Annotated in this window: 10 protein-coding genes; 3 read left to right on the top strand and 7 right to left on the bottom strand. The window is 30.1% G+C overall.

The genetic code is table 11. From position 1 onward, the window contains the following. Positions 1 to 102: 102 nt before the first annotated feature. The 5 genes from V9L05_RS17415 to V9L05_RS17395 form a co-directional block, all read right to left on the bottom strand. Positions 103 to 1,464 (bottom strand): TolC family protein, encoded by a 1,362-nt coding sequence (locus V9L05_RS17415; protein WP_338813119.1) that lies wholly within the window; start codon positions 1,462 to 1,464, stop codon positions 103 to 105. A 39-nt stretch (positions 1,465 to 1,503) separates the two neighbouring features. After that, positions 1,504 to 1,920 (bottom strand): hypothetical protein, encoded by a 417-nt coding sequence (locus V9L05_RS17410; RefSeq protein ID WP_338813118.1) that lies wholly within the window; start codon positions 1,918 to 1,920, stop codon positions 1,504 to 1,506. Between the two features lie 117 nt (positions 1,921 to 2,037). Continuing rightward, entirely contained in the window at positions 2,038 to 2,841 is an 804-nt protein-coding gene (locus V9L05_RS17405) for a LytTR family DNA-binding domain-containing protein (RefSeq protein ID WP_338813117.1), read from the bottom strand. Positions 2,842 to 2,854: 13 nt separating this feature from the next. After that, entirely contained in the window at positions 2,855 to 3,859 is a 1,005-nt protein-coding gene (locus V9L05_RS17400) for a histidine kinase (RefSeq protein ID WP_338813116.1), read from the bottom strand. Positions 3,860 to 4,314: 455 nt separating this feature from the next. Next, entirely contained in the window at positions 4,315 to 4,710 is a 396-nt protein-coding gene (locus V9L05_RS17395) for a DUF2721 domain-containing protein (RefSeq protein WP_338791950.1), read from the bottom strand. Between the two features lie 168 nt (positions 4,711 to 4,878). Between V9L05_RS17395 and V9L05_RS17390 the strand changes: the two genes are divergently transcribed. The 3 genes from V9L05_RS17390 (at position 4,879) to V9L05_RS17380 (ending at position 11,201) form a co-directional block, all read left to right on the top strand. Next, positions 4,879 to 6,165 carry a WG repeat-containing protein gene (locus tag V9L05_RS17390; RefSeq protein ID WP_338813113.1) on the top strand — a complete coding sequence of 429 codons (1,287 nt, stop codon included), beginning with the start codon at positions 4,879 to 4,881 and terminating at the stop codon, positions 6,163 to 6,165. A 94-nt stretch (positions 6,166 to 6,259) separates the two neighbouring features. Beyond that, positions 6,260 to 6,976 (top strand): hypothetical protein, encoded by a 717-nt coding sequence (locus V9L05_RS17385; protein WP_338813112.1) that lies wholly within the window; start codon positions 6,260 to 6,262, stop codon positions 6,974 to 6,976. A 205-nt stretch (positions 6,977 to 7,181) separates the two neighbouring features. Then, positions 7,182 to 11,201: a PAS domain-containing protein gene (locus tag V9L05_RS17380; protein ID WP_338813111.1), complete on the top strand. Its 4,020-nt coding sequence runs from the start codon at positions 7,182 to 7,184 to the stop codon at positions 11,199 to 11,201. A gap of 131 nt (positions 11,202 to 11,332) precedes the next feature. Here V9L05_RS17380 and V9L05_RS17375 read toward each other — a convergent pair whose 3' ends face one another. Then, positions 11,333 to 13,966 carry a M14 family metallopeptidase gene (locus V9L05_RS17375; protein WP_338813109.1) on the bottom strand — a complete coding sequence of 878 codons (2,634 nt, stop codon included), beginning with the start codon at positions 13,964 to 13,966 and terminating at the stop codon, positions 11,333 to 11,335. 270 nt (positions 13,967 to 14,236) lie between these two features. Beyond that, positions 14,237 to 14,443, bottom strand: a complete 207-nt coding sequence (locus tag V9L05_RS17370; RefSeq protein WP_338813108.1) for a transposase — start codon at positions 14,441 to 14,443, stop codon at positions 14,237 to 14,239. Between the last annotated feature and the right edge of the window lie 117 nt (positions 14,444 to 14,560).

The raw sequence follows: 14,560 nt of genomic DNA, 5'->3' as shown, positions 1-14,560 counted from the left end.
TAATTTTTTAATTGACAATAAGGATATAAATTGAAATACAAATGAATAATTAATAATTAAATGTGAATGCGAACTTGGGTTTAATCATCTATTACCCATTCACTAATTTTCCATTGATAAAAGGTTTCCTGTAGCTTTTTTATAATCTAATAAAGCTAAAAGAGTATTAGAAAGAGCCGTCAAGTATTGAGTTTGTGCTTGTCGCCATTCATTTTCACTTGTAATGACATCATTGAGCGAAATAATACCTTCTTGATATTGCAAAAGACTTTGCTCATAAACTTGCTTTGCTACTTGACGATTTTGTTCTCTTACTGAAATAGCTGTTATGTTTTGATTGTATTTTAGATTTGCATTTGTAATATCTGTCGCTATTTTTTGATTGAGATAATCAGCTCGTTTTTCTAATTGTAGCGTTTTGACCTTGTTTTGACGAAGTTTGTACTCATTTTTTCGTCCATCAAAAATGGGAACATTAAGTTGTACCCCTACATATTGTTGTGGGTATTTTAAGTCTGAGTTATAGAGGTTACTAAATTCTCTATTTGCCCAGTTGTAGGAATAATCATACACAATGGCTAAAGAAGGAATATAACTAGCTACAAAAGTTTGTTTTTCAGCCTGAGTAAGCTGAATTTGTTTTTGAAGGAGTTTGTAATCTGTTGTATTTTCTACTTTTTGGAATAAATCTATATTTTGTACTAGATTTTTTTGAAAATCTTGATTTCCAAAAGTATCAGTTAATTTTATTTTCGCATCTGTTGGAAGCCCCATTAATAAGCGAAGAAAGTTTTGTTGTGTTTGGATAGCTACTTCTATATTTTCAAGTTCACTTTCTAAGTTTGATTTGCTTACACTTACCTTTCCAACTTCTACTTTTGTTATTAACCCATTCTGATAATTACTTTCTACAATTTTGAGTAATTTGTCTAAACTTTCTACATTTTTTGACAGAATACTTTTCTGTTGAATAGCAAATGAAATTCCATAATAAAGTTGTGTAACTGAATAAGCCACTTCATCTTTTGTTTGTTGGATTTGTACCTCTGATAATTCAGATTGAACTCTCAAAATTTTGTTTGCTGCAAAAACGGCTTGATTATACAAGAGCCAGTTTGCACTAATTCCTACTTTACTTGTATTAGGAAGACCTAAAGCTGCGCCCACAACTTCTCCATCAGGAGCTTGAGGATTTAATAATTGAGCAGGTAAAAAAGATTGTGGCAAATCAATAAAGTGTGTGATTCCTGCACTTCCATTGATTTGTGGATAAAGAGCAGAGTTGGCTTCGCCTTTTCTAAAACGATTTAACTCTGTATCTAACTCGGCAGCTTCTACCGATTTATTGTTTTGTAAAGCTACTTTAACAGCTTCGTCTAGTGTGTAGTAAGTTGTATCTTGAGCTTTGATTTGATTAAAAAGCAAACTGCCAAAAACACAAAAAGATATAAAATAAGTTTTCATAGAAAAATAGTATGCAGATGGATAATTCTGAATTAGATTTTAATTTGTTTTTGTGAAATAAAAAGTCTTACTCATAAAGAATTTCTTTCCCACAACTTTGAGTTTTTGAGAACTAAGAAGAGTTAGGGTAGCAGCAACTTCTATATCTCCATCAGGTTTGTAGAGTGTACCTGTATAGTTTTTGTCTTTGGATTGATATTCAGCTAGAAAAATTGTTTTGCCAATCGTTTCCTTATTATCTGATTTGATAATCTTGCCTTGCCATTTTTGATTTGAGTTTTTAGAAACTTCTATAATCGAATTATCTATTTCTTTGGCAAACCATTTTCCTGTAATTTGGTCTTCTGTATAAAAATTAGGAGTAGCTTCTTCATAAGAGGACAAGGCAATAGTTAACAAGCCCAACAAAAAGAAGAGAGAGAAAATATTTAAGTTCTTTAGCATAATCCTTGGCATGGTATAAATAGATTTAGGTTGATTTATTTATACAAGATTACGGAACAAGAAGCTATTTTATAATGACCAATGTAGTGGAAAAGTCAAAATGAAGACTGAAACGGACAAAATGACAACTTAATGATTCTCAAGCCAATGGAGAAAATCGGTTACTTTAGTTTTATTTATCGTAACTCGTTCGGGAAAAGAGAAGGCAAAATTGATAAGTAATTTTCTATTGAAATATTGAGAAACATCTTTAATAGCTTTTCTATTTACTAAAAATTGTCTGTTAGCTCTATAAAATGAAAATTGATTAGAAATACATATTTCTTCTAACTGCTCTAAATTTTGACTAACAATGTGTTTTTTTTGGTCTAACGTAAACGCAAACGTATATCTATCTTCTACAAAGAAAAAAGCAACAGTTGAAATAGAAAGAGGAATAATTTTATCACCTGCTCTGACTAAAAGAGATTCAGTTCTTTTAGTCTTTTTTTGTTCTAATAACTCTAAGAGTTGAGTAAAATTAGGATTTTCTTTAATAGCTTCTTTATTTATATCTTTCGAAAATGTTCTTTTTAGTATTTGGTATTTTTGAAGAGCTTTTTCTATTATTTTTTTTCCAAAGGGTTTTAGAATATAATCTATTCCGTTTGCTTCAAATGCTTTTAGGGCATATTCATCATAAGCAGTACAAAAAATAATAGGAATAGGAACAGAAACTTGTTTAAAAATCTCAAAACTAACTCCGTCGTTGAGCTGAATATCCGAAAAAATTAAATCTATTTTTTGTTGATTTTCTTGTTTTGATAAATAAGCAATTCCTTTTACGACAGACGAAATAAACTCTACAATTTCTATTTGAGAATTGATAGATTTTAGAGTTGCTTCCAAATCTTCTGCTATAGGTGTTTCGTCTTCAATGATTAGTATTCTCATTCTATTCTGATTTTTAAGCTATTAAAACAAGGTTTACACAAAAACTTTCTTCATTATCTGTTATTTCTATTGATTTGCCTGTTAGAAGTTCGAAACGCTGATTAAGAGAAGTAAGTCCTGTTCCTGATTTTTCGGTTTGTCTTTTTAAAGATTTAGTATTCCAAACAGTAATTATATTATTTTCAAATTCATCTCTTTTACTCAAAATAGAAATTTGTAATGGATTTTCTTTGGAGAAAGTATTGTGTTTAAACGCATTTTCGACAAGCGATTGAATGGCAAAAACAGGAATTTTGTGAGATAAAAATTCTTCTGAAACGTCAATTTTACAAGTAATAGAATCTACAAAACGAATTTGTTGCATTTCTAAGTATTCAGTTGCAAATTTGAGTTCTTGTTTTAAAGTTACCGTACTTTCTTTGTGTGCTTGAATAGAAAAACGCAGAAAATCTGAAAGTTTTAGGATATATTCTTCGGCTTCATCAGCATCTTTACGAATGAGTGATTTGAGTGTACTTAGAGCATTAAACAAAAAATGAGGTTGAAACTGTTGCATCAAAAGTTCTTGTTGTGCTTCTTTATTTTTATCTTCTAGTTGAATGACTTTGTTATCTGAACTTCGTTTTCGTTCTTGAAGTACAATCGCATGGCTAATAATTAAAATAATGGTATTCATAGCAAAACTATTCAAAAAAGGATATATAAAATCACTTTTAGGAGGAATTTCAACAGCAAGTAAATACTTTATTTTATATTGAAATAAAAAATTAAAGCCTATCATCATCGTAAAAATAACACCATAACTTATCATATTTCTCTTCCAGCCTATTTCTTGAAATCTAAGAATAAGTATATTAGCTATCCAAAAACAAAAAAAAATACAAGTAAGAAACAAGCAGCCAAATAAAAAAGAATCTAAAGGAGCAAGCATAAAGATATACATAGGCGTAACTCCATAAATTCCCATAACAGGAGATGACAATAAAGCAGCTTTATAAAGTCGTTTTTGACTAGACATGGTTAGAAAAACTTCATTTAGTAAATGCAGAATTTAAATATTTTAAAAAGTTAATTGCTTCAAATTTATAAATTTTTTAAGCAATTAATCTATTTTTCATTCCTTTTTCTATCTTATAAAACCAAATTTGCTTTTAAACTTCTTAATATCAGCAATACTTACAGAAGTTCATCATCTAAAAAGAATTGAATTAGTTTTTATCTCATATTGTCTTTTTTTATTGAAAACTATGGCAAAAACAAATCTAACCTTTAGCAAAATTGTTAAAATTTATTTCATTTCTGTCGTACAAAGTTTTGTTTTTACGCAAAAAAACGTAATGAGCGATTGTGTTATCTTATCGGGTTCACAAATATTGTATTTAATACACTCAAAACCCTGTTTAGATTATCTAAGCAGGGTTTTTTGTTGTAAATTTGATTTTATGTTTATTTTATGTTTATTTTATCTTTATATTATTTCCTCTTTTCCATATTCCCAATTTGAATATTGAGAGCTTTTACAGAAATTTGTATTTCAATCACTGACAGAGAAAGTGAAAGCATAAGTAAAACTAAACTTATTCCAAAAAGCCATTGTCCAACTTCCATTTGTTTCCAAAAAAGAGCAAACATAGAAATTACACACAAAAGCAGACTAGAAACTCCCAAAAATTGCATGTTTCGAATTAAATAAACTCTTCTTTTGAGATTCTTAATTTGTTGTATCAAAATTTTATTTGGTTCGTTTTCATATTTTTCATGTAAATTTCGAATAAGTGTAGCAATTGCCAAAAAACGATTGGTATAAGCTAACAAAAGCAACGAAATAGCAGGAAAAAGTAAGGCAGGGGTAGTGAGACTGATTTCCATAAAATAATTAATTGTGGTTGATTAGCTAAATTGATTTTTCAGTTACAAATAATTGCTAAAAAGTAACACAAAGAAAAGGGAATATTATTTGCTATTCTAAATTATATCTTATAAAAAATCAAAAAAATTATACTATTACATTTTGATTTTCATTAAAAAAAATATCTAATGCATATTACTGTAACAAAAAGTATTTTCAAAAACACCTTATTTGTATTTTCTTTTTTAATAGGGTTATGTTGTATAAATCCCTCTCTTAATCTTGCACAAACTACAAATGAAGATGGATGGGAAACAGCCACAGAAGAAGATACTGCACCGAAAATAGATACCACTATTGTGGAAAGAAAAGCTCTTTTAGCCTATGGAGGAGACTCTATCAAAATTGCAAGTATTGAAGGAAAATTAGGTGTTCTCAATGATACAAATGCTACTATTGTTCCTTTTCAATATGAAAAAATAAGTTTTTTTGAAGGCGAAGATTCTACTTGTACACGTTGGCAAGGAACATTATTAGTTCAAAGTAGAGGAAAATATGGAGTTTTGGATGCAACAGGAAAACCACTTACATCACTTTACGAAAAAATAGAGTTTATGCCCGAAACCTGCCAGAGTGCAAGTGGAAAAACAAAGGTGATGTTATTTCATGATAAAGGAAAGGTAGGTTTGGCTGATGCTTATGGAAATATAGTTATTCGTCCTTCGTATGATGAAATTGAATTCATAAAATATTATATCACACGTTATGGAGATACAGCCAGAATTGAAAGAGTATTAAAACCTGAACTCATTACAGCAAAAAAAGCAGGGAAATACGGACTTTTTGACCTTCATAATAATGTCCCTCTATTGCGTTCAGAGTATAATTCTATTGATTATCTACAAGATATAAAAGTAGAAGAAAAGAAAAAGACACATTCAACTCATATCTTAAAGATAAAACAAGGAACAAATTATGGTTTTATTTTACTGCATAATCAAGCTATTTTAGCACCTCAATACCAATATTTAGGGGAATTTTCTACTGAAAAAGGTAAAACAACAGGAGCAGCAGAAAACCTAATCGCTTTAGTACAAAAAGAAGGAAAATGGGGTTGGATAAATTTGGAAGGTAAAGAAGTCATAAAAGTAAATTATGATGCTGCCGAACCTTTCCGAAAAGATATTGCTTTTGTCAGAAAAGGTAGAAACTGGACAGCTATTGATAGAAATGGAAAAAAAGCTCTTGAAGATTCGTATGAAGAAATAAAATATCTTGCTTTAGAAAGCGAACAAAATGCCTTTTTCAAAACACTTATTATTGCAAAACAAAAAGGTAAATATGGGATTCTAGATATAGAAGGAAAAACACTACTCAATTTTGAATATGATAAACTTACCTTTGTTCCTGAAAAATTTGGCTTTAATGTGGAAATAAATGGAGAAGAAAAATTTGTCAATCTAAAAAGAAAATAGTGATTAGTCAGAAATTACTTTCTGAAATAATTGTTTCAGAGTTCTTATTATCAAAAAAATAAATTCGTAATTCGTAATTCTACAAATAAATTTTATGAAAAAAAAGGTTCTTAATCTTACTTATTATTTTTGGTTTTTCTTAGTTTTATTTGCCATTCCTATTAGTTGCGCCTTATTTGCAGAAGGAATTTTAAAGCTGTTTTTTCTGAAAAATCAATATCTACTTTCACTTTTTCAAAATGGAAAGTTAGATTATAGTGTGCCTTATTATATTTCTTTAGCTTTGAGTTTAGGAGCTACTATGTTAGTTGTTATTTTTTTAAAAAGGCGTTTTATGCTTTATGATTTAGAAAAAAACAATGTTGGAACACTCTTTTGGATAGTTAATATCTGCTACTTACTTACCCAACATATTCAGATGTATTTTTTTGAAAAGTGGTGGAAGTATGACAATTATACTCGTCTTAGAAGTCTTGATATTGAGTTATTAGAAAATGCTCTGGCTGATTATAGCAATTTATATGTTTATATTTTACCTCATTTATTAAATGTTTTTTTTCTATTTTTTGCTATTCAAACATTGATTTGGATATCAGATATTGAAGAAAATTTTAAAACTGTTCGTCTTATTTTGAGAAAAGTTTTTTTTACTAAAGAAGAACTAGAAAAAATAATTGATTACAAAACAGATGTGCCAGTAGATAAAGAAATTGAATTCAAACACGAAAAAGAAGTTTTTTTGAGTCAGAAAAAATATTTTACCTATTCCGACTACAAGCATTTTATTAAAAAAGTGCAATTAGAAAATTAAATAAGACAAAACACCCCTATTTAACCTATAGATACCTAAAAAACAATCCTTTAAAGTCCTATTTTAGTATAAAAAAAAATGCTTATATTGGCTATGTATTTGTGTTTTCCCTATCTATACAGATGCAAAACTCTACTTATTCCCTTTAATCTTATTTCATATTGACTTTTCAAATAAATAAGATAGTTATTCCATACGAAAATATATGCGTTATTCTAATACAATCAAATATGCCATTGGTGGACTAGTATTTGGTTTATTCTTTCCCTTATTTGCTTGGATTCTTGATGGCTTCTTTTTCAAACAACTTGCTTTCAATTGGGCAATGATTGTAAAACTACACCAAGTCAATCCTATACATTTTGTTATTGATATTGCTCCTTTAATTTTAGGAGGTGCTTTTGCTTATATGGGTTCTTTGAGAGATAAATTGATTGCTAGTTATGAAAAGAAGGGGCTGAGTTCAGAACAGTATGCAAAAGAAAACAATGCAATTCTAAAAAAACTACGAATTGGAAATATAGCTGCTCCACTTGTTATTACAATTCTATTATTAGGAAGTTATCTAGTTGTTCAAAGTTTTATATCTGACCAGCAAAATGATGCACCTGTAATCAATACATCAGGAAGGCAGCGCATGTTGAGCCAAAAAATAGCTAAAAGTTCTTTATACATAGCTACCACACCTTCGCAAAGCGAACAGCAAGTTCCTTATATAAATGCATTAGATTTAGATATTAAAGAATTCAAAACAGCACATTTAAATTTAATAGGCAAAGAAAATACATTAAATTTTAGTAACAATCATATTAACTCTGAAGAAGTAAAATCTTTATATGATTCAATTACTCCATATTACAACGGAATTTTGGCAGGTTTAGAGGAGCTTTTAGATGCTAATCAAATAACAGATTCAGAAAGCAGCAAAAGAAGCATGCGAGATGCAATTCAGAAAATAGGGCGCAATGAAAACTCTTTCCTTCCTATAATGAACAAAATTGTTGTTATGTATGAAGCAGAGGCAGAAGAAAAACTTGCTTACTTACAAATAGTACAACTTGGAGTAATTGGCTTTTTGCTTGTTTTTATTTGGACTATTGCATTCATTGTTTTAAAACCAATGGTTCACCAAGTAAAAATGGCTTTTACAGATGTAGAAATAGCTACGAAAACTTTAGAAGAAAACAATCAAGAATTACAAGCATCAGAAGAAGAGTTAAAGCAAAGTGCTGAACAAATGAAAATAGTAAATGATAACTTAATTAATTCACAAAGAGAACTAAAAACTTATGTTAATAGAGTTTCACAAGCCAAGAAAATGGCAAAATTAGCAGCCTATGACTTGAATATCAAAACAAATGAAGTTACACATACCGAACACTTAAATTATATATTAGGTCTTGATAAAGACGTAAAAATTGACACTACATTTTTAGAAAGTGTTATTCATTCTGAAGATTATCAAATACTACTAGCAAATCAAAAAAAGGCTATAGAAAACGATGAAGACACTTTTTATCGTTTGCGTATCAAAACTGATTATTTCAAAGATTGGCATTGGTTTCAAGGAGCTACCCATTGCGTTTTTAATAAGAGAGGGAAACTAATTTATATCGTAAATAGCCTACAAGATATTACAGAAAATGTAAAAAAAGAACAAGAAATAGAAAAACTTCTTCAAGAGGTAAACTTGCAGAATCAAGAGTTGCAGGCATCAGAAGAAGAACTGCGTCAAAATACAGAGCAACTGCAAGTCATTAATGACAATCTCTTTGTAGCTCAACGAGAAGTAGAGGAAAGACAAAGGTTACTTTCTCGTGCCGAAAAAATTTCTCAAATTGGTAGTTTTGATATGGTTTTAGATAACCTATCTTTTTCTTATTCTGAAAATCTAGCTGAAATATATGGATTGGAAGCATCTGAAATGAAAGATATGAACACCCACGCAAAATATTATGACAAAGCAAGTAGAGAAAAAATTACAAATTACTTATCTGAATTATCAAAAGGAAAAATTGATACTTTTTCTATGATAGGAAATTTCAAAAATAACACTCAAAAAGAATGGAAAACATTAAAAATTGAAGCAAATTTATTAAAAGATAGCACAGGTAAACCAGAACGTGTATTGGGTGTAATTCAAGATATTACTCAAATCACATTGCAACAACTAGACTTAGAGCAATCTAAAAGACAACTAGAATCGCTTAGTAATAACCTGCAAGGAATTATGTATCGTGCCTTGATAGATAAAGATTGGACAATGAAATTTATTTCTAAAGGAGTCGAAAGAATAACAGGTTATACTGCTTCTGACTTCTTGAATAATAAAGTGCGTTCTTTTGCCAGTATTATTCATCAAGATGACAATTTTATTGATGTAGAAATCAATCAAGCTATTGAAACAAAACTCCCTTATAAAATAGAGTACCGTCTTATTCATAAAAATGGCTCTATCATTTGGGTAGAAGAATCTGGACAAGTAGTAGAAGACAATATAAATAAGGTAAATTATCTTGATGGTGTTTTGATGGACATTACACAAAGAAAACAAGCCGAACAAATCATCGAAACCCAAACAGAAAAACTTCTGATTTCTCAAAAAGAACTAGAACAACAACAACAAATGCTTACTGACGCCGAAAAAATGGCAAAAATGGGTAGTTATGTTTGGAATTTGCATACAAGACAAATCAAACACTCTGAAAATTTACCTAATATTTATGGATTAGAAAAAGATACACTCATCAATCAAATTATTTTTGATGCTATTATACATCCAGAAGAAAGAGAAGAACATCAACGAGCGATTGCAGAGGCTATGATGAGTGGAAAAAAAGAAGTATTTACTACCTATAGAGCAAAACCACCCCATTTATCAGAAGAGCATTGGAAATATTATCGTACTTATTCTATCATAAAATATAATGATGATGGAGAACCTATTACACTGATAGGCACAGCACAAGATATTAGTGAAGAAGTTGCACAACAAAAAATGCAGGAAGAACTACTAAACTATGTAAAAGAAAATAAAGAGAACCTTGAAGAATCGCAACGTCTTGCCCAAATTGTGAGTTATGATATGGATATTACTACAAAAAAAGTGAAATGGTCAGATAGTTTTGATAAAGTATTTAAAGTAGAAAATTATCAAATACCACAAGATACACAGGTTTTTCAATCTTGGATAGAAGAAGAAGATTTACCTCAACTCAATGAAGCTTGGGCTATTGCTGTGACCCAAAATGAGGATTTTAATGCTATATATCGCATTACTACTCCAAGCAAAGAAACAATTTATGTAAGAGAAAAAGGCTATCCTGTTTTTAATGAAAAAGGGATTCTGATAAAAATGAAAGGAACACTTCAAGATGTTACAAAAGCCGAATTAGCTAAAAAGAAACTTCAAGAGACCTCTTCTGAAATAGAAAAACAAAACAAAAACCTTGTTTCTAGTATCAATTATGCTCAGCGCATTCAATCAGCTATGCTAGGAGGTACACAAGATTTAAAGCAAATTTTTAAAGATGCTTTTGTTTTTTTTGAACCTAAAGATGTAGTTTCAGGAGATTTTTATTGGTATAATGAAATAGGAACACGACAAATTGCTGTTGTAGGAGATTGTACAGGACATGGAGTACCAGGAGCATTTATGTCATTACTTGGAACAACTCTTCTTAATGATGTTATTCTTCAACAACAAATTACGACACCCAGTAAAATTCTTGATTTTATGCAATCTGAAATAAGAAGAATTTTGAAACAAGACACCACAGGAAATCGTGATGGAATGGATATGGCTGTTGTGGTTGTTGATAAATCTGTTGGAATGATGGAATTTGCAGGAGCAAAAAATCCTTTAGTTTATTTACATAAAAAACGCAAAAAAGGTGGTGCAGAAGTAAATCTAACTTTTATTAAAGGAGATGTTCATCCTATTGGAGGACGAACTGAAAAATTTATGAATGAAGAATATACAAATCATATAATCGAATTAGAAGATGTAGAAGCGTTTTATATTTATTCTGATGGCTATCAAGACCAATTTGGAGGAGAAGAAGGACGAAAATTCATGTCCAATAAATTTAGACAACTTTTATATGATACTCATAGTACATCTATGCGTCATCAGCGTGTTTCTCTAAAAAGAAATCTGATGAACTGGATGGGAACAGATTATGAACAAGTTGATGATATTTGTGTAATGGGAATTAGTATATAAATTTATCAGTTATCACGAAATTACTTTTTGAATTTACTGTTTTGAAAAAAGCCATTATTCTTCTTTTTAGAAAAATAATGGCTTTTGTATTTTCAATTATTAACTCAACGACGACAAAGCCTCGTTAACGGTTAAAAGAATATTGCATTTATAAACAAACGATTTGTTCCATACCAAAATGCTCTAAAATTTGGATTATCAGCAAAAGCAACAAATTTCCCTCTTCCTATATTCTTTGAAATGATAGAAACACTGTTTTGCAACTTTTCTTTATTCAAATCTGATAAATAACCACTTACAATATTTGTTTTAGGATTTTGAGTATAAATAAGAGGCATTGTATATGGATTATCAGGATATTCTAAAAAAATACTATTGTCTTTAAAAATACGTATTGTTTCAGATTCGTAACCAAAAGCAATTGGATTGGAAAGGTCTAATTGCCCTTCTAAAATCAATCCCCCTACATAATTCGAACCTCTGTCATTATCTCTAGTTGAATACATTAAACGCTCTTTTTGTCCTGAATTATTCTGACTAGAAGATTGTTTTTGATTCAAATTGAAATAAGAACTTCCTTTCAAAAAATTAATCGAAGAACCAATAGCAATCAAAGTCCCTCCATTTTCTGTCCAACTAGAAAGTGCATTTGGATTCAAATTTTTAGGATATCCACTTGGCAAAACAATCGTTGTATAGTCGTGTAAGTCAATCAATGATAAATCACTGGCTTCAATCAAAGAAACTTTCATTCCATAACGAGCATCTAATAAATGCCAAATTTCGCCAGCCTCATACGAATCAACACCTTCTCCCACAACCACCAAAACTTTAGGTAATTTCAAGGTTTGAAAACTTGGGCTTCCCAAATCAACTCCATTATCAGTCAGTCCAGTTTCTAAAGAAGTAATTTGTATAGAATGTTCTTTGCTCATCTCTGAAAGTAACTGCACTACATTTTCAGCTTCATTTTTATTATCAGGAGCTTTTACAAAAATAGTTCCTCTACCAAACTCGGTCTTCTTGTCGTTCATTATATACGAAAACACTTCCTCACTTACTTTGACATTCAGATTATTTTCCAATAATTGATTTACTAATCTTGGTGCATAATAATTCTTCCAATCAATCAAATAGCCAATTTCACTTTTTTGCAAAGCTAAATTTTCCTTAGCAAATGAGTCAGAAAAGTAAGAAGCATTTATTTTTTCTCCTTTCAGATTTGAAACTTCACTTTGAGAAAGTATTTTTTGCTCTAATCCAAAAGAATAAGTAAACGTCCAAGCCGAAACATCATAAAAAATACTGTCTTTAAAAGTCTTTGGCGTATCAAAGATAGCTTTTACTAATCTGCCTTGGGTCTGATTTACAGGAATGACAACCGAATTTTTATCAGAAAAAATAACTGAATTCTGTCCTTGATTTTCTTTCACTTCATTTTTAGAAGTATAAAATTCAATTTGATGAGTTTCTAAGATTTTTAAAAGGACCTCAAAACGTGGAATATCATTTCTTCCTCCAATCAAATATCCTTTTTCAGTAGAATTTTTGGCAAAATCGGCAGCCGTTTTATAGAAACTTTGTTGATAATCTAACAGTTCCTTTCTAAGATTTACAGCAGCTTCCAAGGTAGATAGCGAAGTAGTAAGTTGATTGCGAATAGCAAACTCAAAGGTAATAATTCCATTTTCGCTCTCTTGTGCATGTCCTCTTGCGCTGGCTTGTTCAAAAAGGATTCCTACAGAACCATTTACATCTGGATACGTCGAACCTTTGCCATAATAAAAATCATCAAAACTTTGTTCGGTATAATACAATGAGCCAATATTATCTAAAAACTTTGCGTGAAATTTACCAATTTTAGCAGTCAGTTCTTGATTTTTTTGTGGCGTAATCGGATTTGTACGCTGTGGTACACCTGGTTGAAAAAAGAAACTGCTATTTGTTCCCATTTCGTGATGGTCTGTCAGGATATTTGGTTTCCAGTCGTGAAAACGCTTTAAACGTGCCTTACTTTCAGGCTGTTGAACAGGCAACCAATCTCTATTTAAGTCAAACCAATAATGATTGGTTCTTCCCATGGGAAAAGGTTCGTTGGTTTCTCTTCGATTTGGGTCACTTACTTGTGATTTACTTTTGTGCATATTTACCCAACTTGCAAAACGATTCAGACCGTCAGGATTGAAACTTGGGTCAAGAATAATAACTGCATTTTTGAGTTTATTTTCAATTTCATCTCCTTGAGCAGCAGCCAAATAATAAGCATATAAAAGAGCTGCATTACTTCCACTGGCTTCATTTCCATGAATACTATACCCTTGCCAAACCACCACAGGCAGACTTTCAGTAGAAACAGTTGCCGAACTAGAATTTGTCAGTTCAATATGTTTTTTACGTATTTCCTCTAAATTTGATTGATTTGCAGGATTTGTTATAATAAGTTGAATAAGTGGACGCTGTTCGTGCGTAAATCCGATAGTATCAATACTGATTCTATTAGATTGCTTTGCTAAAGTATGTAAATAAAAGAGAAGTTTGTCGTGTGAAACGTGCCAGTCACCAATTTCAAAACCTAAAACTTGTTCAGGAGTCGAAATAGCTGGGTCAAAGGTTAATTTGTCACCTTTCTTTTCATACTGTTTTTGTAGAGTTTGAAAATAATAATCTTGAATTTTTGAAGATGTAGAATTTATTTTTTGTGCAAAAATGGGATTTATGAAAAATAGAAAAACAAAAAATAGAATAGGAGATAATTTTAATTTCATTCGTTTGAGGGCTTTTTTTAATAATTGTAATAGTCTAAAAAGGAAAATTACTAAAAAAACAGTAACCAAACTTGAATTTATTAGATTGTTAAAAAAAACGCAAGTAAGTTTCTATCTAATAAATCTTATCACGATTTGTATTAATGTAGTTCAGACTGGAAGTTAAACATCAAAAACAGTATTTTATCAAATTCAACAGTCTGGAAGACTGTTATACAACAATAACCATGAGAACCTTTAATTTAAGTAATTTGACATAATTAAATATATCTAAAAAGAGCATTCAGAAAAGTTTATTTTTAGCTCTTTTCCTATAGCTTCACATATTCTATTTACACCATAAAATAAATCATTAGCAGTTGTATAATCAGATGGTTTTATCCAGCCTTCTTTTATTTCTTTCCAAAGTCTTTCAATAATATTTAAGTGTGGAGAGTAAGGTGGTAGATAAAAAATATGCAATCCCTTTGTTGCCAAATTTTCAGTAATTTTTTAGAAGTGTGAATCCTTGCATTATCTAATACAACAACTGTAAATTTAGAAATTAAAAATGATAATTTATCTAAAAATTCAATCACAAAATCAAGGGTTTTC

Source organism: Bernardetia sp. Wsw4-3y2, from assembly GCF_037126295.1.
Taxonomy (GTDB): domain Bacteria; phylum Bacteroidota; class Bacteroidia; order Cytophagales; family Bernardetiaceae; genus Bernardetia.
The sequence above is the reverse complement of the archived record's forward strand: the minus strand, read 5'-3'. Positions and strand labels throughout refer to the sequence as shown.

What these genes read in the sequence shown, in the direction of transcription:
- V9L05_RS17415 (WP_338813119.1), bottom strand. Translation starts at nt 1,464, where the DNA reads ATGAAAACTTATTTTATATCTTTTTGTGTTTTTGGCAGTTTGCTTTTT.
- V9L05_RS17410 (WP_338813118.1), bottom strand. Translation starts at nt 1,920, where the DNA reads ATGCCAAGGATTATGCTAAAGAACTTAAATATTTTCTCTCTCTTCTTT.
- V9L05_RS17405 (WP_338813117.1), bottom strand. Translation starts at nt 2,841, where the DNA reads ATGAGAATACTAATCATTGAAGACGAAACACCTATAGCAGAAGATTTG.
- V9L05_RS17400 (WP_338813116.1), bottom strand. Translation starts at nt 3,859, where the DNA reads ATGTCTAGTCAAAAACGACTTTATAAAGCTGCTTTATTGTCATCTCCT.
- V9L05_RS17395 (WP_338791950.1), bottom strand. Translation starts at nt 4,710, where the DNA reads ATGGAAATCAGTCTCACTACCCCTGCCTTACTTTTTCCTGCTATTTCG.
- V9L05_RS17390 (WP_338813113.1), top strand. Translation starts at nt 4,879, where the DNA reads ATGCATATTACTGTAACAAAAAGTATTTTCAAAAACACCTTATTTGTA.
- V9L05_RS17385 (WP_338813112.1), top strand. Translation starts at nt 6,260, where the DNA reads ATGAAAAAAAAGGTTCTTAATCTTACTTATTATTTTTGGTTTTTCTTA.
- V9L05_RS17380 (WP_338813111.1), top strand. Translation starts at nt 7,182, where the DNA reads ATGCGTTATTCTAATACAATCAAATATGCCATTGGTGGACTAGTATTT.
- V9L05_RS17375 (WP_338813109.1), bottom strand. Translation starts at nt 13,966, where the DNA reads ATGAAATTAAAATTATCTCCTATTCTATTTTTTGTTTTTCTATTTTTC.